Below are 20849 nucleotides of genomic sequence, written 5' to 3' on the forward strand. Positions count from 1 at the left end.
TCGCGCTGCAAGGCCGGGATCAGGGAACCCGCGACCTACGGATCCTCATTGTCCCCGTAGGTAGCGCCTTACTGCGCCGCTGCGCGCAGGGCTTCGGCAATGGTGCGGCAATCCTGAGGCGCGTCGGCGGCTTCGGCCAAGGGACGGAAAAAGGCCGCGGCGCCCTTCGCATCATGATTTTCGACCAGCAGCCGGGTTAGAAGCATCACTTCGGCGCCCATGCAGAACAGCTCCTGGCTGGAGACCGGCCAGGTGCGGACGCTGACCCGGGCCGCGGCCAGGGCCCCTTCAAGATCGCCGGTCTGCTCAAGTGCTTCGGCGAGATCGCGGTGGAGATAGGCACGGCCGATGTCCTCAGGGGGGAGCCTGGTCGCCTTGCGATAGGCCTCGACCGCCCCCTGGAGGTCGCCGGCCACCTGCAGGCTTTCGCCGAGCTGATGCCACGCATCGGCATCGCGCGGATTCGTCTCTACCACGGCCTGGGCGTCGGCGACGCTCACCTCCGTCGGGTTGGCGATCTCGCCGGGGGCGAGCAGCGCCAACGCCGCTTGCTCCGCCGGGGAATAACCGGCGCCGTCGGGCGCGGCTGCATGACCCGGCGCGCCGAGCGCTATCGAACATGCTGCGGCCGCGGCCAGACGGATCAAGCTCCGGAACCGATGACGGGACAGCATCGGAGGCCGACAGGGGGCAGTTGCGTCTACCATGTCGAGAACGTCGGATCGGCCGAGATATGCGTACAAGGAAGGTCCTCCCGCAGCGGCATCTATCGAATTGCGCCGGCCGTGAACAGGTTAGGAGCGAGAGCGCCGCTGGCGGCCCCGGCGCGCCGCATCGCCGTTCGCACCCGATCCAATTTTCGTGCTATTCTCCGCCGATCAATTCGGGAGACGCCGCATGCTCCACGCAGATGCCGCTGCCACGTCCACAAACCCCAATGTCGCGGCGCTCGCGCGCGGCTATGCACTCTGGGCCGAATCGAAGGGAGGCAGCATCGACGAAGTTCTCGACCTCATGGACGAGGATATCGTGATGCAGTCGCTGGCGCCGCAGGAGGTGCCGCACCCGCTCGCCGGAATCCACAGCCGCAAGGAGGGCGCGCGTGCCTATTTCGATGCGCTGTCCGCGGAATGGGAAATGCTGGACTGGGTGAGCGAACGCTTCATCGTCGATTCGGACGGCGACGACATCGTGGTCATCGGCCGCTGCCATTGGCGCCACCGCGAGAGCGGCCGCGAGGTCGCCAGCCCGAAAGTCGATATCTGGCATTTCGACGGCGGCAAGGCGACGCGTTTCTTCGAAACGTTCGACACGCTCGGCTTCGCCGCCGCGGCCGGCCTGGCGACGGTTCACCCACCCGCCTGAACGACGCCCGCCCAGCGAGGCCTAACGCCGCTGCGGCGGGGGCGCCGCCGGGGCCGGGGGACCGAGCGGCGTCCGGACCATTTCCGGCGAGGCCCACCAGACGTTGCGCGTATCGCACCCGGCGCGTCTCGCCGCTTCCGCCTCGGGGCCGTTGCCGATCCCGGCCTCGCCTCCGCCGAACGCCGCCTCCTCGCCGAAGCGCAGCAGGCGGGCTCCAAAGCGGATCGTGCCGTCCGCCGCATCCCAGCGCGTGGTCGGCGACGGCAGGGCGAGCAGCCACCGCCGCCCCTCGGCGGCAAGATAGACGCAATTTCCGTCGCGCCGCAGGATGCCGCCGAGCAGCGCCTGCATATAGGGCTTTCCGAGCGGCGCGTCGTAGAGGATCAGGGGCGATAAGCTGCTTTCGGCATCGCGCTTGGCAGCGGACGGTGCGCTCTCCGCCTCGGTCGGCTGCGGACGTTCCGGCGCCCCTGCCGAGCAAGCGGCGAGGAGCAAGATAGGCCAGAGTGCGCTCTGCCGCGCGGCAATCCACCACTTCAGCATCACGCGCTCCTCCATTGCATCGGGCGACGAACGATGAAGCGCACCGTCAATGGGTGCAAGACCGGCTCTGCCTTGCGTCATCGATGCTTCTCTTCCCGACGGCACAGCGCTCGCACGAGGTTCCTTTGGGCGCTTCACCCGCGCGCTTCGCGCACCAGGCGCTTGCGGGTGCGGTCGTCGCGGGCATAGGCCCAGCGCACCGGATCGACGCCCGGCGGTGCCGGCGGGGTCGGCGGCTCCGAATGCGGCGGCTCGTGATCGGAGGGGCGCGCGCCGGTCAGCCAATCGGGCAGACGCTCGCTTGCGCTGAGCAGCAGGAAGGGCTGGTCGCCTGCGGCGGCGGCGACGAAGCGGCCGGAGGCGCGGCAGCGCGACGCCTTGCAGCGGGCGCGGCGATCGACCAAAGTCCATTCGCGGCCCTTGAGGAGTGCCAGCGAGGCGAGATCGACATCGTAGAGCCGCTTGCAGGCCGGGCAGGCGAAGCGGACCTGCGCCCGCGCCTCGATCATCACGCCCAGGCTGCGCACCCAATGCGGCCAGATCCGCGCCTCGCCGCCTTCGACCGCGGTCTCGCCGCGCGGCCATCTCTTTCGTGGACCTTCCATGCTCCACGGGTGGAACGAACGAGGAACATTGGCAAGCGATTCGACGGCCGGGTGCGTCCCAAAAGAGTCCTGGGCAGCGGGGTCAGCGGGTCGGCCAATGCCATTGCGGGGGATCGGCATCGGCGACTTCGGTCTGCCCGAACGCTTTCTCAAGGACGATCCCGGTGGTGCCGTCGCGTGCGCGCAGCGCCTCCACCAGCGGCGCGCTGTGCGAGACGACGACGATCTGGCAGGTCTCGGCGGCGCGGATCAGCAGACGGGCGAGGGGCGCCAGCAGGGACGGATGCAGGCTCGTCTCCGGTTCGTTGAGGATCATCAGCGCAGGAGGGCGCGGCGAGAGCAAGGCGGCGGCGAGCAGCAGATAGCGCAAGGTGCCGTCGGAAAGCTCGGACGGCTGCAGCGGGCGCAGCAGGCCGGTCTGGCGCACCGCGATCGTCGCATTGCCCTGATCGCCGGCGAAGGCGACCTCGGAGCCCGGAAAGGCGTCGTCGATCACTTCGCCGAACGCGTCCCAGTCGCCGACCGCCTGGATGGTGCCGATCGCGGCGGCGAGATCGGATCCGTCCCCCGCCAGCACCGGCGTGTAGGTCGCGACCTGCGGCCGCCGGGCGGGTGCGTCGCGGTCGGTGCGCAGATGATCGTAGAATCGCCAGCTGCGCATCTTCTCGCGCAGCAGCAGGAGCTCGAGCCCGTCGTCGGGATCGGCGCAATGGGTCATCATGCTGTCGAAGCCGGAGAGCTGATCCATGCTGGACCGCCACTCGCCGGTCGTCCCGCGGCGAAGCTGCACCCGAGGTCCGCGGCGTTCGGCGATCGCGTTGGAGCGGCTCAGCCGCTGCCCGGTCCAGACGCTTTCCACCTTGATCTCGGGATCGTGCGGGAAGGGCGTGCCGGGGACCGGCAGGCCGAGATCGATCGCATAGCCGTAATCCTCGCCGGCGAAGCCGAGGCGCAGGGTGACCGGGCCGGAACGGCGCGTGCCCTGGATCGGATGGACGCCATCGCGCATGTCGCGGCCGATCCGCTCCGGCCCCGCCCACAAGGTGGAGGACAGCCCGCCTTCCGCCGCAAGCGAGGCGATCAGCCGCCCCTGCGCGACCTCGGACAGCAGGCGCAGCGCGCGATAGAGGCTCGATTTCCCGCTGCCGTTACCGCCGGTGACGACCGTGAGCGGCCCGAGCGCGAGCACGACGTCGCGCAGCGATCGATAGCCGGCCACTGCAAGCGTGGTGATCATCCCGAATCCGTCCCCCGATGTGCGCGTTTCAGCATCGATGGCGGATGCACCCGGCGCAAGAGCCGCACTGCGGACGTTCAGGGGCCGCCGGAAGGCGTCTCTGCTTCCGCACGCATGGCGCCGCCGCCCCGCTTGCCGCCACGGCTGCGCCGGCCGGCGAGCGCAGCGTTTGCACGCGAAGCCGCGCCACTGGACAGCGGCGCTGTTCGACGAACCTGCCGCTCCAGCCGACGAAACGACTTGCGTGCTGCTACAAATGTGGCATGCTGCAGGTGTAGCAGGGATGTGCTCCCACAAAGCGAGTCGGAAATGATCGGAAGCCTGCCGCGCCGCGAGCGCGAGATATTCGAGATATTGGTCACTGCGGGTGAAGCGACCGCGGCCGACGTGCGCAAGGCGATGGCGGATCCGCCGAGCCATTCGGCGGTGCGGACGATGCTCACCCGATTGGAGGCGAAGGGCATGATCAGCCATCGCACGGTCGACCAGGCCTATGTCTACCGCAGCGTGCCGCAGGCCGCGAAGGTTCGCGAGACCGCCCTGCAGCAATTGGTGAAGACGTTTTTCGACGGATCGGCGGCAAGCGCCGCGACCGCCCTGCTGGGGCTGACGCGGACCTTGAAGCCGGACGAGGTGGACGCCCTGCAACGGGCGATCGACGAGGCAAAGGAGCGCTGAGTGATGAGCTATTCCTTCCTTCTTGAAATGGCGTGGAAGTCGGCCGCGATCAGCGGCGCGGTGCTGCTCCTCGCCTTGCTGCTGCGCTCGCGCTCGGCAGCCGATCGCGGCGCCCTGCTGCGGGTCGGCATCGTCATGCTGCTGCTGCTGCCGGCAGTGTCGCTGCTGATGCCGTCCCTGGTCGTCGAGACTGCGGCGACCGAAACGGCGCCGGTCGCCGCGTCCGAGGCGGCGCCGGTGCTCGCAAGCCCCGCGGCGGCCACCGCGCTGCCGGATGGCGCGAGCCTCGCCGCGCCCGGTGCCCTGACGGCGATGTCGGCCGAGGGGAGCGCGGCCGGCGACTGGAACGATCCTGGAATCCTGTTCCTGCTCCTCTATGTCGGCGGGCTGCTGATGGTCGGCGGCCGTCTCGCGATCGGCATCGGCACGCTGGCGCGCTGGACTCGCGAGGCGGCGGAGGTCGAATGCCTCGCATGGCGGACGGCGCTCGGCCGCGCCGCGGCCGATCGCGACATCCGCCTGCTCGTCTCGGACGATGTCAGATCGCCGCTGAGCTGGGGCGTGCGCCGGCCGGTCATCCTGCTCGATCCGGACACGCTCCGCCGCCATGACGATGCCGACGCGATCCTCGCCCACGAGGTCGCCCACATCGTTCGCGGCGATTGGCTGTCGCTGATCGGTTCGCGGATCGCGGTGGCCCTGTTCTGGTTCAATCCCTTGGTCTGGCGGCTCGACCGCGAGGTGGCCCAGCAGGCGGAGGAAGCCGCCGACAGCTATGCCGTCGCCCGGGTCGAGCCGACCCGCTACGCCCAGACCCTGCTCGATTGGGCGCGGGTCAGCGGTGGGCTGGTTCCGGCCAACGCCATGGCGGGGAGCGAGCATGGCCTCGCGCGCCGGGTCCGGGCTCTGCTCGACGGCCGGGCAGGCCGCCGATCCGGCTCCTTCTGGACCTTCGCAGCGATGGCTGCCTGTGCCGCCGTCGCAGCGCCGGTCGCCGCGCTCGAATTCGTTCCGCAAGCGCCCGAGCCGGTCGAAGCGGACGAGGCGCCCGATGCCGTCGAGGCTGCCGGCGCCCCGCAGGCGCCCGACGCACCGACGCTTGGCACGGTTCCGATCCCGCCGGCGCCGCCGCTCCGGTCCGCGCGGCCCGGCCATCCGGCGCCGCCGGCAGCGCCCGCACCAGCGACGCCGGCGGTCGCCGCCGGCGCGGCAACGCCGCCGACTTCGCCGAGCCCCCCTGCGCGGATCTCGTCGCTCCACGCGCTTGCTTTCGCCCCGCGGCATCCGGAGCCGATCATCGACGAGAAAGCGATCCAGGCCGAGGTCGACGCCGCGGTTGCCGACGCGATGCGCACCAGCGTGACCGTCAGGATCGACGCCGAACGGATCGCCGCCAATGCCGAGCGCATCGCCGCCGATGCGCAGCGGGCCGCCGAGACCGCCCTGGCCGGCAGCGCCCACGGCATGCTCGCAGGCGCCGACGGCATGGATCGCGGCGCCGAGAAGATGCGCGCCGAGGCCCGCAAGCTTCGCAACCGCGACTATCGTGAGCGTGAAATCGCCCGCCAGGCCGCGCGCGGCCACCATGTCACCCATGACGACCTGCTCGAAGCGGCGGACGGCATGGAAGAAGGCGCCGAAGGCATGCGCGAGGGTGCCCGCGAAATGCGGCAGGCCGCAAAGGAGATGCGCCGCCGCAGCTGACGCGATCGGACGGCCCGGTGCGTCGGTCCTCCCAGGACGAGACACCGGGCCCCACGTCCGGCGGCCATGCCCCCGGCGGCTGGACATCCATCCCCCTTTCGCTAGCCTCGGCCGGTGAAAGGGGGATTTTTTTCATGCCCATCCGCGTCCGTGCTCTCGTCCTCGCGTCCCTGTCGCTGTCCATGGCCGGCTCGGCCGCCGTCCCGTCCCGTGACGTGGCCACTCCCGCCTTTGACCTCGTGCTGCGTGGCGGCAGCGTCTACGACGGCAGCGGCGCTGCACCGTTCACCGGCGATGTCGCGGTCAAGGGGGACCGGATCGTCGCCGTCGCGCCGCGCATCGGGGGCAAGGGCCGGCAGGAGGTCGACGCCTCCGGGCTGGCGGTCGCGCCCGGCTTCATCAACATGCTGAGCTGGGCGACCGAAAGCCTGATCGAGGACGGCCGCAGCCAGAGCGACATTCGCCAGGGCGTCACCCTGGAAGTGTTCGGCGAAGGCAGCTCGATGGGCCCGCTCAACGCGGAGATGAAGCGCGACGAGCTGGCGGAGCAGGGCGACATCCGATTCCCGATCACCTGGACGACGCTCGGCGAATATCTCCAGATGCTGCAGAAGAAGGGCGTGTCGACCAACGTCGCGAGCTTCGTCGGCGCGACCACGGTCCGCATTCACGAGCTCGGCAAGAACGACGTCGATCCGACCCCCGCCCAACTCGATCGCATGCGTGCTCTGGTGCGGCAGGGGATGAACGAAGGCGCCCTCGGCGTCGGATCCTCGCTCATCTATGCGCCGGCCTATTTCGCCGAAACGCCGGAGCTGATCGCGCTCGCCGCGGAGGCGGGCAAATGCGGCGGCATGTACATCAGCCACATCCGCGACGAGGGCCCGAAGCTGCTCGAGTCGATCGACGAGCTGATCGAGATCTCGGAGAAATCCGGTGCGCCTGCCGAGCTGTATCACATGAAGCAATCCGGCCGCGAGAATTGGGGAAAGATCGATGCGGCGATCGCCCGGATCGAAGCGGCGCGCGCACGCGGGCTTCGGATCACCGCGGACATGTACACCTATCCGGCGAGCTCGACCGGCTTCGATGCGGCGATGCCCTTGTGGGTGCAGGAGGGCGGCATCGATGCCTGGGTCAGCCGTCTGAAGGATCCCGCCATCCGGGCGCGTCTGCTCGCCGAAATGGCGAAGGCGGAAGGCTCGGAGAACATGAAATTGCTGGTCAGGGAGCCGGACAAGATTCTGCTGCTGGCGTTCAAGAACCCCGCGCTGAAGCCGCTTACCGGCAAGTCGCTGGCCGAGGTCGCCCGCGCCCGCGGCACCTCGCCGGCGGAGACTGCGGCCGATCTCATCGTCGAGGATCATACCCGGATCCAGGTCGCCTATTTCGGGATGAACGAGGCCAATGTCGCGCGCCAGACCGGCCTGCCTTGGGTCAGCTTCGGATCCGACGCCTCGTCGCAGGCCCCGGAAGGCGCCTTCCTCAAATCCAGCACCCATCCGCGCGCTTACGGCACGTTTGCGCGGGTGCTCGGCAAATATGTCCAGGACGAGAAGACGCTGTCGCTGCAGGAAGCGGTTCGCCGGCTGAGCGCGTTCCCGGCCGCAAATCTCGGCCTTGCCGATCGAGGCGCGCTGAAGCCGGGCAATTTCGCCGACATCGTCCTGTTCGATCCCGCGACGATCCGCGACACCGCGACGTTCGAGAAACCGCAAAGCTATGCCGTCGGCATGCGCCACGTCTTCGTCAACGGCGTGCAAGTGCTCCGAGACGGCGAGCATACCGGGGCGACGCCCGGCCGCTTCGTGCGCGGGCGCGGGGCAGGGAAGTGCCCGGCCTGAAAGCACTCACGCCAAAGGGATCTCACGCCCTCCACACTGCAACGAAGCCGCGCAACACGGGTTGGGCGATCGAAGCCGCTTATCGTTCACCGACAGGTTCGTCATGAAATCAGCTCTTTGCCTCCTCCCTCTCCTCGCTGCCGGCTGCGCGGCGGCTAGTACCGGCGGGGGAGCGCCGGCCCGGTTCGATTCCGGGCCGATCGACACAGGGCGACTTTCCGAAATCACCCGAGTCCTTGCCTCGGACGAATTCGAAGGGCGTGGCCCCGGCACGCCGGGCGAGGCGAAGACGATCGCCTATCTGTCGGATCAGTTCCGGCGGCTTGGGCTCGAGCCGGCAGGCGACAACGGAACCTATGTTCAGCGCGTACCGCTGATCCGCACGCAATTGGCCAAGCCGGGCCGCGCGTCGATCGCCCGCGGCGGCGATCGCATCCCCCTGCGCTTCCCCGAGGATATCTATCTCAGCACCGTCCGCGAGGTCGATACCGCGCGGATCGCCGGCGCGCCGATCGTGTTCGTCGGCTACGGCGTCTCGGCGCCGGAGCGGCAGTGGGACGATTTCAAGGGCGTCGATCTCAAGGGCAAGGTCGCATTGTTCCTGGTCAGCGATCCGGATTTCGAGGCTGCGGCCGGCGATCCGGTCGCGGGACGCTTCGGCGGCCGGGCGATGACCTATTATGGGCGCTGGTCGTACAAGTTCGAGGAAGCGGCGCGGCGCGGCGCGATCGCCGCTCTGGTCGTCCACGAGACGGAGGGAGCGGGCTACGGGTGGAACACCGTGCAGGCGCCCGGCGGCGAGAATTACAACGTCGTGCTGAAGCCGGGCGCGCAGCCGCCTGTGCTGCTTCAGGGCTGGCTGCAGCGGCCGGTGACGGAGGATCTGTTCCGCCGCGCCGGCCTCCATTTCGAGGCGGTGAAGCGTCAGGCCCGGACCGCGGCCTTCCGGCCGATCGACCTCGGGTCGCGCTTCGATGCCGATTTCACGGTGCAGACCAAGCGGGTCGACAGCCACAATGTCCTTGCCACGATCAAGGGCACGACGCGGCCGGACGAGTCGATCTGGTTCGCCGGACATTGGGACGCCTTCGGGCTTGGCGCGCCCGATCCGCAGGGGCGGCGGGTGCGGCCGGGTGCGCTCGACGATGCGCTCGGCCTCGCCGGGGTTCTGGAGATCGCGCGCGCGTTCAAGGCGGGTCCGGCGCCGGAGCGGAGCCTCGTCTTCGCGGCCTGGACGGCGGAGGAACGCGGTCTGCTCGGCGCCGAATATCATGCCGCCAATCCCACCTTTCCGATGGCCAAGGCGGTCGCCAATCTGACGCTCGACACGCTCCAGCCCAATGGCCCGGCGCGCGATGTGGTGCTGATCGGCAAGGGCCAGAACGACCTGGAGGACATGCTCGCCCGCGCCGCCGGGCAGCAGGGCCGCATCGTCATCGGCGACGCGAAGCCCGAACGCGGCCTGTTCTACCGCGCCGACCATTTCGCGTTCGCACGCAAGGGGGTTCCGGTGCTGCTGCTGATGGCGCTCGGCGGCGGCGTCGATCTCGTCAACGGCGGCCGCGAGGCCGGCGATCGCTGGGTCAGCGATTTCACCGCCAATTGCTACCACCAGACCTGCGACGCCTGGAGCGCCGACTGGGATCTTCGCGGCGCCGCCCAGGATGTGTCGCTGCTCTACGCGATCGGCCGCGAACTCGCCTTCGGCACGGCATGGCCGGCCTGGAAGCCGGACTCGGAATTTGCCGGAATCCGCAAGGAGAGCGAGGCCCAACGGCGCTGACCGTTCCGCGATCGCAGGGCTGGATCTAACGCACGGCTCTTTCTGCCGGCGGGATGTCGCTCAGATAGCGGCCGGAATTGCGATATTCCTCACGCACCTGCGAGGCCGGAAGGATGTCGGCGGCGGTGGAGGTGTCGAGCGCCGGCCGCACGGCCGGTGCCGGCGCCGCGGCCGCCAGATCGGCGAGGGCATAAGGCAGCGCGGTGGGCTTCGCCGCCGTGGCCAGATCCGCCTTCGGGAAACTGGCGGGCAGACGGTGGGCGATGACGGAGGCGGGCGACGGCTCCCGGCCTGCGTAAAAGCGGCTGAACGAGACCGGCGCTCCCCAGGTGCCGGGCATGCGGTAGAAATTGTGGCTGCCGACGACGGCGATCTTGGCGAGCTTGTACGCCCAGAAGGGAAGCACCTGATGGGTGTGATAATGGGTGGCGTAGCCGACCGGGGCGTAGACCGATCCGGCGAGCGCCTCGGAGGCGATGCGGCTCGCCCGCAGCCACGACACGCCGGACGGGGGCAGGCCGAGCGACCCATCGCAGGTGAAAGTGAACTGGCAACCGCCGCCTGGCTTGAGCGGACCCTGGTAGACGACCCCGCAAACCGTGCCCGGATAGGCCGGGTGGCGGACCCGGTTCAGCACGACCTGCGCGACGGCGCGCTGGCCGTCCTCGCTCTCGGAGCGCGCCTCGTAGTAAACGGCTTCCGCGAGGCATTGCAGCGAGCGCTGCTGATCGGTGATCGTCGCAGCCCGAAACACGGTCGCGGCGGCACGTGGATTGGCGGCCCTGAAAAGCGGGATGGCCGCGTTGAGTGCAACCGCGTCGGTCGGTGAAACCGGCTTGATCCCCATCGCATCGACCTCGGCCGCAGGCGCGGCGAACGCCGCGTCAGCGGCCGGTGCCGGGTGCTCACCTGGATCGGCGACAGCGGTGTGCGGAGCAGGCGCGGGCGCGGCGTTGAGCGGAACGCAGGAAGCGCCAAACAGCAGCAGGGCGACCGCGGCGATCTCGCGGCCGCGCGCATAGGCCGCTTCCCGAAGCGCGCTGAAGATCAAGGTATCCGACACTGCCACTCGCTGGAGCCCGCCTGTTTGAGTGCCTGCCGAGCGTCGATACCCCGTTTGCCGGCGCCTGCATCCCCCCGATTTCCGGCTGTCCCACTATGGCACCAAGCCTGCGAAGCCGTTAATATTGCCACGGAAAGCGGACGCTTCGGATCGTTAGGCAGCGGTGGGACGTTCCACCTCCTCATCGAATTGCGAGGCGTCTGAATTCATGCGGAAAGTGTTGGTGTGCGTATCGGTCGCGGCCCTTCTGGTCGCCGGCTGCGGAAGCCAGAGCGGCGGTGCCCAGGGCGAGACGGTTCAGGTCGATCCGAACCAGGTGTCTCCGCAAGATCTCCAGGCGGCGGTGAAGGACGAGCGGGTCAAGCGCTTCTACGCCGCGCGAAACTGGGCCGCGGTGTGGAACGACCAGCGTTCGGCCGACCTGACCTCCGCCTTCGCCGAAGCCGAGCGGCACGGCATCAATGCCGACGGTTACGTCAAGAATGCCAAGGCCGGTGCCAACGCCGCGGAGCGGGAAGCGGCACTGACCCTGGCCGCGCTGGATTATGCGCAAGCGCTCGCCACCGGTTTCGTCGATCCCCGCAAGATCTTCGAAGTTTACGAATTGCCGATGAACAAGGTCGATCTGATCGCCGGTCTCAATCAGGCGGTGGACGGCGGCGGCGTTCGGACGTGGCTTGCCGGGCTCGCGCCGCAGGACCCCGAGTACAAGGCGCTGCAGGAAGCCTATATCGCATACCGCGATCGCGCGGCGCAGGAGCAGAAATCGGCGATAGAGGCAGGCGAACCGATCAAGCCGCGCAGCCGGGATCCGCGGGTGCCGCAGATCGCCGAAGCCCTGCGCACGAACGGCTATCTGGCGGCCGCGCAGCCGGCGCAGGGCGCCGGCGATGCGAGCGGCAACGCTCAGGGCAGTGTTGAGGCCAAGACCGACGCGAAAGCGGCGCCGGCGTCCGGGGTCTATACGGCCGAGCTCGTCGCTGCGGTGAAGAAGGTGCAGGCGGATTACGGGATCGAGCCGGACGGTGTGATCGGCAATTCGACGGTCGAGGCGCTGAACACCGGGGCGAAGGAACGCGCGCGGATCCTCGCGGTCAATCTGGAACGCCGTCGCTGGCTCGCGCGGACGGCGCCGGCGACCCGGATCGACGTCAACACGGCCGCCGCCGAGCTCACCTATTGGCGCGACGGCCAGGCCGCGAACCGCCGCAAGGTCGTCGTCGGCCAGCCCGATTGGGAAACCCCCGAGCTCGGCTCGCCGATCGCCCGCCTGGTCGCCAACCCCGATTGGACGATCCCGGAGTCGATCGCCAAGGAAGAGATCCTTCCCAAGGGCGCGGCCTATATGGCGAAGGAGAATATCGTCACCAAGAATGGCCGCCTGGTGCAGGAGCCGGGACCCAAGTCGGCGCTCGGCCTGGTCAAGTTCGACATGCTGAACGACCACGCCATCTACCTGCACGACACGCCGGCCAAGGCGCTGTTCGCCAGCACGCAACGGCATTCCAGCCACGGCTGCGCGCGCGTCGAGGATGCGATCGGCTTCGCCCGCTTGCTTGCGGACGACCAGGGCCAGCGCGAGGCGTTCGACAAGGCACTGGCGACGAAGAAGGAGACGCCGGTGCCGTTGCCGAACCAGATTCCGGTGCGGCTGCTCTATCACAGCGCCTATCTCGACGGTGGCAAAGTGGTGTTCCGAACCGATCCCTACGGCTGGGACGACAAGCTGGCGCAGGCGCTCGGATTCGAAGGCCAGATCCGTCCGCGCGTGAAGACCCACGTGACCGACGTCGGCCCGTAAGAGGGAAGTGGCCGCATCGCGTTAATGAGGAGGTCTGCGTGATGATCTCGGGGCCGAGACCCGGCCGCGGCTCGATCCTCCCGGAACCAGAGAGTTTCGGCTGCTCAGGTGAACCAAGCGGCGAGGCGCGCCTTGGCGTCTCGCCGCTATACCCTTATCATCCGACCCGGATTGGCTGTTTAGATGCACTTCCTGTCGCTCGTTCCGTTCGCTTTCCTTCTGCTCACCGGCTGCTCGGCCCTGTCGGCCTTCGACACTGCAGTCGCGAAGGACAGGGCGTCCGAACGCGTCGCAACCGATCAGCGCTTCGCCGACACCGACCGGGGACGGCTCGACGTCTACGCGCCACGTACCAACGGCGTCGGCGCGCCACTGCCTGTCATCATCTGGCTCTACGGCGGGTCGTGGAATTCGGGAGACAAGGACGGCTATCGCTTCGCCGGCCGCGCGCTCGCGGCGCAGGGGTTCGTCACGGTCGTGCCGGACTACCGCCTGGTTCCCGAAGTACATTTCCCGACATTCCTCGAAGACAATGCGGCGGCGGTGAGCTGGGTGCGGGCGAACATCGCGAATTTCGGCGGCGATCCGAACCGGATCGTGCTCGTCGGCCATTCCGCGGGCGCCTACAATGCCGCGATGCTTGCGCTCGATCCGCGCTGGCTGGGCGCCGATCGGGCGGCCATCAAGGGCTTTGCGGGTCTCGCCGGCCCCTATGATTTCCTGCCTCTGGACTCACCGGTGACCCGCGCGGCGTTCGGCAATTCGGCCGATCTTCCCGCCACCCAGCCGATCGCGTTCGTCGACGCCGGCGATCCGCCGGCCTTCCTGGCGACAGCGGGCAAAGACAGTCTGGTGCCTCCGCGCCATGCCGCACGCCTTGCCGAGCGGCTTCGCGCCGCCCGCGTGCCGGTGCAGGTGCGGGCTTATCCGAACGTCGGGCATATCGGCATCATGACCGCGCTTGCACGGCCGTTCCGCGGCAAAGCCCCGGTGCTCGCCGACGTCACCGCGTTCGCACACAGCGTAACGGCGCAATAGCCGGACTGCCGCGATTGCGGTTTCCCTCTTTCGGTCGACGCGAAATGCCGGTTCGTCGCCGTTCCGTTCCGTTCGCAGGAGGATTTCCCGCCTGTGCAGAAGCCAGCGCGCATCCGGTCCCGGCTTTGCCTAGGACGGTCCTGCGGCGGGAGAAAGGACCTGTCCTCATCCCGCAGGAGCCCCTCCCGTCGCAACCCGCCCCCGGTCAGGATGCCAGATCATGTACAAGTCGCTTACCTCCGCGGCAGCCCTCCTTGCGCTCGCCACCCCCGCATTCGCGGCACCAGCTTTCAGCCAGATCTATGCGGAGCCGAGGTCGATCGATGTTCAGGTCGGCGATCTCGATCTCGCCTCGGCATCCGGCAACGCCGCATTGCACCGACGCATCAGGAATGCGGCCAACGCGATCTGCGGTCGTGTTCCGGTGTTCCCGCTGCGCGAGAAACGGATGGCCGAGACATGCCACCAGGAAGTGCTCGCCAGCACGGCAGAAAAGGTCGCGCTGGCCAAAGCGCAGTCGTCCGGCGCAGTGACGCTCGCGCGGCGATCCGAATAGACCCGTACGAGGTCACGCCGCCAGCGACGTGCGCTTTCGATCCACCAGTTGTTGAATGGCGGCCTGCGGCACCGCTTCTGAGAAGAGGAAGCCCTGCAGTTCGTTGCAGCCGGCGAGCCGGAGCATCTGCCCCTGCTCCTCCGTCTCGACGCCCTCGGCGGTGACCGAGAGCGCCATTGCGTGGCCGAGCGTCACCACCGCGTGGATGATCGCGGCCGCTTCGTTGTCGTGGCCGAGCCGCTTCACGAAGCTGCGATCGATCTTGATCTTGTCGACCTCGAACTTGCGCAAGTAGCTGAGGCTCGAATAGCCGGTGCCGAAATCGTCAAGGGCAATCCGGAACCCGATCCGACGCAGGCGGGCCAGTGCGTCGCGAACGACCTCGTCCTCGTCGAGCAGGATTCCTTCGGTGATTTCGAGCTCGATCTGGCCGGGCTCGACGCCGGCTGCGCGGACGATCGCTTCCAGCGCCTCGGCGCAGCCGTGCGTACGGAACTGCAGCGGCGAAACGTTGACCGCGATCGACAGGTCCGGCCACAAGCGTGCCACGCCGCACGCCTGCTCGAGCACCCATTTGCCCAGTTGATCGATCAGCCCGGCTTCCTCGGCGATCGGAATGAAAGCCTCCGGGGTAAGCTCGCCGCGTACGGCATGGTGCCACCGGATCAGGGCTTCCAGGCCGGTCACAATGGTGCCGGAGCCGTCCATTTGCGGCTGGTAGCAGACCGAGAGTCCCTCGCCGGTATCGAGCGCGATCCGCAGATCCTGCTCGATCGCACGGCGAACGATGATGCTCTCGTCCATGCTGCCGGTGAAGAAGCGGTAGGCGTCGCGGCCTTCCTCCTTCGCCCGGTACATGGCGATATCGGCCTTGCGGAGCAGATCCGATCGATCTTCCGCGGAGTGCGGGTGGACTGCGATGCCGATGCTGACCCCGATATAGACCTGGGTGCCGAGAATTTCGAACGGCAGGCGCAGCGCGGCGAGGATGGAGTCCGCCGTTGTCGCAGTGGTCTCGTCCGAGTGGTGGCTGGCGATCAGGACCGCGAATTCGTCGCCGCCGAGCCGGGCGACGACATCACCCTCGCCGAGGCAGTTCTGGATCCGCGTCGCGACCGCCTGGATCAGCAGGTCACCGCCCAGATGTCCGAGCGTGTCGTTGACCTGCTTGAAGCGGTCGAGATCGAGCAGCATGACGGCGCAGGCGCTTTCGGCACGCTGATGGGCGAGGGCCTGGTCGACTTCATTGTGGAACATTGCACGATTGGGCAGACCGGTAAGGGCGTCGTGATAGGCGAGATGGTGAGCCTGGGCTTCCTTGGCCTTGAGCTCGACATGGGCCGCCTGCAACAATTCTAGGGAGCGCATGTCCTTGCGCATCAGGCGCGCGATCCCGAAGACGAGCAGCCCCAGCAGCGCCAGAACGGACGTGAAAGCCGCGATCGCAACCGGAGTGGTCGATCGGAGGACCTTGCTTCCCGGAAGTTCCGGCTGCCACGTGAAGTAGCCGAGCGGAACCCCGCGCGAGGACACGAGCGGCATGCTGAGATCTGATCCGGGCGCGGCTGCGGCCTTGGTGACCCGCGCTTTGGCAATCAGCCGGATCTGCGACAATTCCTGCATGAGGTCGGCATCCAGATAGCGGATGCTGACGAGCAACGGCTCGCGGCCCGGGGCATAGGGCACCGCGGGGGAATCCGGGATGATCCGCATCACGCTGACGGCCGCCGCCCGGCCGTCGAGACTTGCAAGATCGGTGGCGTGAAACGTGCTTGTCGACGTTCGAACGCTGCTGCCGGCGGGGAGGGCTTGCCCGGGCAGACGCTCATGCGGATTCGCCTTGCCGCCCGATCGGCCGCGGACCGCTTCGACGAACGGCGCGATGGCATCGGCGAGCCGGCGGTAGCGACCCGGATCGGCACCGACCCCGTCGATCATCGCATAGACCGGAGCATCGTCGGGGCCGAGGATGAAGTCGGCATCGTGATCGAAGACGTAATTGAGCCAGGTGCCGACATTCTGATCGATCCACCCGCGGTCGGGGCGGGGTTTGCGCAGTTCGAGAACGACGGGATCCCAGATCGCGACGCCGGTCTGGCTCTGTGCAAGCTCGTCGAGGGTCGCGCTGATCGCCAGCCGAACCTCACGCGCTTGCCGCGAGATCGATTCCTCGTCGCTGCGGAGCGCGGAGGTGCGAACGCCGAGATAGGCGAAGACTGCGATTGCAAGGGCAAGCGCCGCCACCGGCAGAATCACCTGCACGAAGAAGCGTGCGCCCAGTCCCGCGCGACGAAGTCCCATCGTCTCTCTCACGTCCCTGCCGCCCTCCGGATCGCGGCTCTGCCGATCAGCACGGCATGATCACCGTCCGATCTCTCATTATAGAGGCTTTCGAGACGGTTAAGGCGTCGCTCCTGGTGGCCGTTCACAGCGCTCCTCTTCGAGGAAGCGCCCGCCGCCGGTGGCCGCGCATATCGGCTCTTCGGGCGGACCTCCGCTGCGGTCTGGGCTTGCGCGCTGAGGCATCTTGCGCTTCCAATAGATCGAACGGATGTTGGCGAAAGGTCTCCGGCCGTGAACGTGCGGACCTCGAACAGAATCGAACGGGTCTCGCGGCCATCATATGCCGCTCTTCATGCCTTGCTCTGCCGACAGCAGCCGGTCATCATCACGGGATTGTTCCGCGGGCAGCCGATCGATACGGTCCGGGATGCCGGAGCCGCATCAGAACTGTTCGGCGACTTGCCACTGGAAATCCGGCCCGATTACAGCTTCAACGACTTCGAGGCGCACCGCGACCAAGGCCGGGTGCCGCGCGCCGAGATGACCTTCTCCGCCTATATGGCTTTCAAGCAGCAGCATCCCGGCACCCGGATGCTGTGCCTGGAACAGCCGACACCGCAGCGCATCCTGTCTCTCTGCGACATCGGCGACTATGCCAAGATCAATGAAGAAGACGGTGACGAGATCCGGTCGCGGCTGTTCGTCGGCAATGCCGGCAACCGATCAAACCTGCACTATGATTGCGATTATCACGGCGCATTGCTGTACCAGGTCTTCGGTCGCAAGCGGGTAATCCTGATTGCGCCGTGCCAGTCGCAGAAACTCCGGCCTGCGATGAACTTCAGCGAATATCTCCTGTGCAACTTCAGTCCGGAGGACAAGGCGGATTTCATCCGCTACACGCACGCGCAAGACGATGTGCTGGCGCCCGGCGAGGCCCTGCTGATCCCTGCCGCCTTCTGGCACCATATCGAATATCTCGATGATTCCATGTCGATCAACATCCGCCTCAAGCGAAACCGCTATCTGAGGCTGCTCGGCGGCGGCCTGTTCCATACGGATCATGTGGTTCAGGGCCTTGCGGCGAAATGTGCCGATCGCACTTTCGTCGAGGAACGCCTGCCGGGTGCATTCGATCACTTGCTGGCCGTCTACACCGACCGCTCGCTCGATCCGTTCGCGAAATATGCCGCGCTCGATCCGCTGTTCAGGAAACTCCATTCAACTGCGTGCCCCGAGGCTCCGGAGGCACCCTATTTCGCCTCCCTGGCCGGCGTCGGCGAAGCGGAGCTTTGGCGGAGCCGCCTGGAAAGCGGTTCACTCTACGGCATGTCGCCGATCATGCCCGATGCTGTGCCCGAAGAACGATCTCGGTTGGACAGCTGGTCGCCGGAAAGCCGATGACGAACGCCACCACGCGGGCAATATCCCCGGCGGGTACGGCCGCCGATGGATGGGGCGGGGCGCCGTCGATCCGCGCGGCGGCAACCTGTCCCGGAGCGATCGTGCAGACCTTCACGCCCTGGTTGCGGACGTCCTCGAACAACGCGCCGGCGAAGCCGAACAGGCCGAACTTGCTCGCACCATATATGCCGCCTTTGGCAAGATAATCCTTGCCCGCCACCGAGGCGACGTTGACGATCGTCGAGCAGGAATTGCGCTGCAGATGGGGCAAGGCATGCCGGCTGAGGTGGATCACAGCCCTCAGATTAAGATCGAGCACATGATCCCAGCGATCGAGATCCGCTTCCCCGACCGGCGTGAGATCGAAGGCGCCGGCATTGTTGATCAGCGTATCGATGCCGCCGAGCGCCGCCGCGATCCGCTCCACCAGATCGGCGAGGGTGCCGGTTCGCGTGAGGTCGCATGGGAAGGTGCGGGCGAACCCGCCCAGTGCCGAGACCTCTTCGGCAACCATGTCGAGCGGCTCCTTGCGACGGGCGACGAGTGCGAGGTGCGCTCCGGATGACGCGAGTTCCAGCGCAATCGCTCGGCCTATACCTCGGCTCGCTCCGGTGACGATAGCACGGATAGGCACGCTTATCATTGGTCCCGTTCGGCAAGTGCGGCCCGCGCAGGCGCGCCGATCGGCAGAGAGAGCGAAGAGCCGGTCGCGACAGGAGCCCTGCTCCTACTGCGCCGGACCGGCCCTTCGCACCGCGCTTGTTCAGGATTGGCTGCCGGAGGTGCCGCCATAGGAGCTCGCAATCGCCTCCTCGAGCTTTTGAACGTGCCCGTGCAGGGTTTCGCGGAAGCTCGGGTCGGACGCGGCGTCAGGGTTCTCCCGCGCCTGCTTGGCGAATTGCTTCAGGGATTCAAGAGCGTCCTGCTCGTCCTGATGGCAGCCGAAGCCGATCACGCGGCCGATCTCGTTCGTCTGGACGACGCGCTCGCTTGCGCTGGCGAGGCTGACCGGCGTGTCCAGCGGGACGAAAGGATTTTCTTGTGGCTTTCTCTCCGAACTCATCTTCTCTTCCTCGTTCAAGAGTGACGATGTGCAGAGACTTCGGTGCATCTGTCCATTTCGAGCACAATGATGATGAAACATGTTTCGCGCGACATGGATTATTTCCGAATCAGCTGCTCAATCAGATTAACGCAGTGGAACCTAGCTATCAATCGGGACGGCTTCGGTGATTGGTCTTGTGAAACAACGACTTTCATGAGATTGTCCGTTTCGGATGAAGATAATCGGCGCCGGATATCCGCGGACCGGGACGATGTCCCTCAAAAAGGCGATCGAGCAGATCGGTCTCGGCCCTTGCTACCACATGCGTGAAGTCCTTGCGGGTCATCATCAGCACGACCATGTCCAGCTGTGGTCACGCGCCGCGCACGGCGAGGCGGTGAACTGGCACGCTTTGTTCTCCGGCTACGGCGCGACCGTCGATCTTCCAGCGGCCCTCTTCTATCGTCAGCTGCTCGATGTCTATCCGGATGCCCGCATCCTGTTGAGCGTCCGGGACGAGCGAAGCTGGTACCGGAGCGTTGCCCGCACGATCTATGCGCTGCGCAGGGTGCGCAGCGCGGGAATGGAAGACTTTGCGCGCCTGCTCGACGATCTGTTCTGGCACGGCGTGATGAATGGGCGATTCGAAGACCAGGATCATGCGATCGGACGCTATCGGGAGCATGTCGAGGCGGTGAGAGCCTACGTGCCGGCCGACCGCCTGCTCGTCTTCGACGTCCGGGAGGGCTGGGCGCCCTTGTGCGCATTCGTCGGGGCGGACGTGCCTCGAACCCCCTTTCCGCACGCCAACGAAGGCGGCGAATTCGCCCAATATCTCGATCTCAAATGGTCCGTCGAAGACTGGACGACTACCGATGGCATGGACGAAAGCGAGTACCGGTGGCGGCTTCGCGCCAGGATGGCGGCGTTCGAGCAACGGCTGCTCGACGATCTCGCTGCCCGCCCGGTCCCCGGAGTCCCGGTCGTCGAAACGGCGCGTTCGCTACGGCCGCGGAGGCACTCGCCGCCCGGCCGTCACCGGAGGCCGCGGCGTACGACCTCGCGGACGTAGCGGCTGGGATCATCCATGGCCTTTTCGACCAAGGCGGCCCGGTCGCCTGGCGCCATCGCGATCAGCGTGTCCCAGGCCAAGGCACGCGTGCGGTGATCATGATGCTTCCCCGCGATGGTGGCGACGAGGTCTAGGCTGTTGTCGTCGCCGATATGTTTCAGCGCAGCAAAGATCGTCCGGCGCATCCGCATGTCCGCAAAACTGCCCTGGACCGTTCGTGCGGTGGCGTCGAATTCATATTGGGTCAGCCGGTCCTGGCGCTCTCGCGGCAGGATGAGGTTCAGCGAGACGGAGAGCGCATCCGGCGGCAATTGGGTGTGCACGTCCCGGCTCGCGAGATAGTACATCAGCTTACCCTCGGGCAGCATGGTTTCCTCGATGAAGCGCAAATCGACCGGCTCGCCCGGATAGCCGGCCACCCGACCATGATCATATTCGTAGATACGGGTTCGATAGCCCGGCCCATAATAGCCGCAGGTGAGGAAATCGAAATTGTGATCGTGGGTTTCGTAATAGGAGAATAAGGCGGGATTGTCCGCCTCCGCAGCCGGCAGCCACACGACGGCGCGAACCGCGTATCCGGCGCCGCGGTGAAGGATGAAGGTCGGCGGCTTGAAGTCATTGCCCGCTTGAAAACCCGCGATGGACTTCATCTCCGTGTTGAGAAAATCAACCAGGAAGGTCTTGTTGTTGGACAATGCCTTGAGGGCGTCCGCCGTCGCGAGGGCCTGTTCGCGGTCTCGCAGATTGGCGATGGAGTCGCAGATGTCGACATATTCCTCCAGCGGGATGCTTGTGGCGGCGTGGGAGGAGAGGGTGAGAACCATG

General features: G+C 67.1%; 19 protein-coding genes. 10 read left to right on the plus strand and 9 right to left on the minus strand.

Annotation, left to right across the window (positions count from 1 at the left end):
* Positions 1-68: 68 nt before the first annotated feature.
* Positions 69-647, minus strand: a complete 579-nt coding sequence (locus C7I55_RS09150; protein WP_158266351.1) for a tetratricopeptide repeat protein — start codon at positions 645-647, stop codon at positions 69-71.
* 250 nt (positions 648-897) lie between these two features.
* On the opposite strand from C7I55_RS09150, the gene C7I55_RS09155 reads away from it, so the two are divergent.
* Positions 898-1365 carry a nuclear transport factor 2 family protein gene (locus tag C7I55_RS09155; RefSeq protein WP_106512642.1) on the plus strand — a complete coding sequence of 156 codons (468 nt, stop codon included), beginning with the start codon at positions 898-900 and terminating at the stop codon, positions 1363-1365.
* Positions 1366-1386: 21 nt separating this feature from the next.
* Here C7I55_RS09155 and C7I55_RS09160 read toward each other — a convergent pair whose 3' ends face one another.
* The 3 genes from C7I55_RS09160 to C7I55_RS09170 all read right to left on the minus strand — a co-directional run bounded on the left by C7I55_RS09160 (position 1387) and on the right by C7I55_RS09170 (position 3750).
* The gene (locus C7I55_RS09160; RefSeq protein ID WP_106512643.1) at positions 1387-1908 is read right to left on the minus strand and encodes a hypothetical protein; all 522 of its coding nucleotides are present in this window, start codon (positions 1906-1908) and stop codon (positions 1387-1389) included.
* 134 nt (positions 1909-2042) lie between these two features.
* The gene (locus tag C7I55_RS09165; protein WP_106512644.1) at positions 2043-2513 is read right to left on the minus strand and encodes a hypothetical protein; all 471 of its coding nucleotides are present in this window, start codon (positions 2511-2513) and stop codon (positions 2043-2045) included.
* 82 nt (positions 2514-2595) lie between these two features.
* A complete protein-coding gene (locus C7I55_RS09170; RefSeq protein ID WP_106512645.1) occupies positions 2596-3750 on the minus strand; it encodes an AAA family ATPase in 1155 nt (384 codons plus the stop codon).
* A 309-nt stretch (positions 3751-4059) separates the two neighbouring features.
* Here C7I55_RS09170 and C7I55_RS09175 point away from each other — a divergent pair, with 309 nt between their 5' ends.
* The 4 genes from C7I55_RS09175 to C7I55_RS09190 all read left to right on the plus strand — a co-directional run bounded on the left by C7I55_RS09175 (position 4060) and on the right by C7I55_RS09190 (position 9759).
* Positions 4060-4428 carry a BlaI/MecI/CopY family transcriptional regulator gene (locus C7I55_RS09175; protein ID WP_106512646.1) on the plus strand — a complete coding sequence of 123 codons (369 nt, stop codon included), beginning with the start codon at positions 4060-4062 and terminating at the stop codon, positions 4426-4428.
* A 3-nt stretch (positions 4429-4431) separates the two neighbouring features.
* Positions 4432-6132 carry a M56 family metallopeptidase gene (locus tag C7I55_RS09180; RefSeq protein WP_106512647.1) on the plus strand — a complete coding sequence of 567 codons (1701 nt, stop codon included), beginning with the start codon at positions 4432-4434 and terminating at the stop codon, positions 6130-6132.
* Between the two features lie 134 nt (positions 6133-6266).
* The gene (locus tag C7I55_RS09185) at positions 6267-7976 is read left to right on the plus strand and encodes an N-acyl-D-amino-acid deacylase family protein (protein WP_233222127.1); all 1710 of its coding nucleotides are present in this window, start codon (positions 6267-6269) and stop codon (positions 7974-7976) included.
* 103 nt (positions 7977-8079) lie between these two features.
* A complete protein-coding gene (locus C7I55_RS09190) occupies positions 8080-9759 on the plus strand; it encodes a M28 family metallopeptidase (protein ID WP_106513156.1) in 1680 nt (559 codons plus the stop codon).
* A 25-nt stretch (positions 9760-9784) separates the two neighbouring features.
* Here the strand turns inward: C7I55_RS09190 and C7I55_RS09195 are convergent, their stop codons facing one another.
* A complete protein-coding gene (locus tag C7I55_RS09195) occupies positions 9785-10822 on the minus strand; it encodes a cell wall hydrolase (RefSeq protein WP_233222128.1) in 1038 nt (345 codons plus the stop codon).
* Between the two features lie 208 nt (positions 10823-11030).
* Here C7I55_RS09195 and C7I55_RS09200 point away from each other — a divergent pair, with 208 nt between their 5' ends.
* The 3 genes from C7I55_RS09200 to C7I55_RS09210 all read left to right on the plus strand — a co-directional run bounded on the left by C7I55_RS09200 (position 11031) and on the right by C7I55_RS09210 (position 14217).
* Complete coding sequence (locus tag C7I55_RS09200; RefSeq protein ID WP_106512648.1) at positions 11031-12623, plus strand: L,D-transpeptidase family protein; 1593 nt, start codon at positions 11031-11033, stop codon at positions 12621-12623.
* 183 nt (positions 12624-12806) lie between these two features.
* Positions 12807-13661, plus strand: coding sequence for an alpha/beta hydrolase (locus tag C7I55_RS09205; RefSeq protein WP_106512649.1), 855 nt, complete (start codon positions 12807-12809; stop codon positions 13659-13661).
* 220 nt (positions 13662-13881) lie between these two features.
* A complete protein-coding gene (locus C7I55_RS09210) occupies positions 13882-14217 on the plus strand; it encodes a UrcA family protein (RefSeq protein ID WP_106512650.1) in 336 nt (111 codons plus the stop codon).
* Between the two features lie 12 nt (positions 14218-14229).
* Here the strand turns inward: C7I55_RS09210 and C7I55_RS09215 are convergent, their stop codons facing one another.
* The gene (locus tag C7I55_RS09215) at positions 14230-16518 is read right to left on the minus strand and encodes a putative bifunctional diguanylate cyclase/phosphodiesterase (protein WP_106512651.1); all 2289 of its coding nucleotides are present in this window, start codon (positions 16516-16518) and stop codon (positions 14230-14232) included.
* 273 nt (positions 16519-16791) lie between these two features.
* Here C7I55_RS09215 and C7I55_RS09220 point away from each other — a divergent pair, with 273 nt between their 5' ends.
* Positions 16792-17904, plus strand: coding sequence for a cupin-like domain-containing protein (locus C7I55_RS09220; RefSeq protein WP_158266352.1), 1113 nt, complete (start codon positions 16792-16794; stop codon positions 17902-17904).
* On the opposite strand, the gene C7I55_RS09225 is transcribed toward C7I55_RS09220, so the two are convergent.
* Both C7I55_RS09225 and C7I55_RS09230 read right to left on the minus strand, forming a co-directional pair.
* On the minus strand, positions 17840-18547 hold the full coding sequence (locus C7I55_RS09225) for an SDR family oxidoreductase (RefSeq protein ID WP_106512653.1): 708 nt from the start codon (positions 18545-18547) through the stop codon (positions 17840-17842). The two genes, C7I55_RS09220 and C7I55_RS09225, sit on opposite strands and share 65 nt — an antisense overlap.
* Positions 18548-18667: 120 nt before the next feature.
* On the minus strand, positions 18668-18985 hold the full coding sequence (locus tag C7I55_RS09230) for a hypothetical protein (protein ID WP_146150979.1): 318 nt from the start codon (positions 18983-18985) through the stop codon (positions 18668-18670).
* A gap of 196 nt (positions 18986-19181) precedes the next feature.
* Here C7I55_RS09230 and C7I55_RS09235 point away from each other — a divergent pair, with 196 nt between their 5' ends.
* Positions 19182-20021 carry a sulfotransferase family protein gene (locus tag C7I55_RS09235; protein ID WP_158266354.1) on the plus strand — a complete coding sequence of 280 codons (840 nt, stop codon included), beginning with the start codon at positions 19182-19184 and terminating at the stop codon, positions 20019-20021.
* Here C7I55_RS09235 and C7I55_RS09240 read toward each other — a convergent pair.
* Entirely contained in the window at positions 19985-20848 is an 864-nt protein-coding gene (locus C7I55_RS09240; RefSeq protein WP_106512655.1) for a HEAT repeat domain-containing protein, read from the minus strand. The genes C7I55_RS09235 and C7I55_RS09240 overlap by 37 nt on opposite strands.
* Position 20849 lies beyond the last annotated feature (1 nt).

The sequence above is a fragment of the Allosphingosinicella deserti genome (assembly GCF_003012735.1).
Taxonomy (GTDB): Bacteria; Pseudomonadota; Alphaproteobacteria; order Sphingomonadales; family Sphingomonadaceae; genus Allosphingosinicella; species Allosphingosinicella deserti.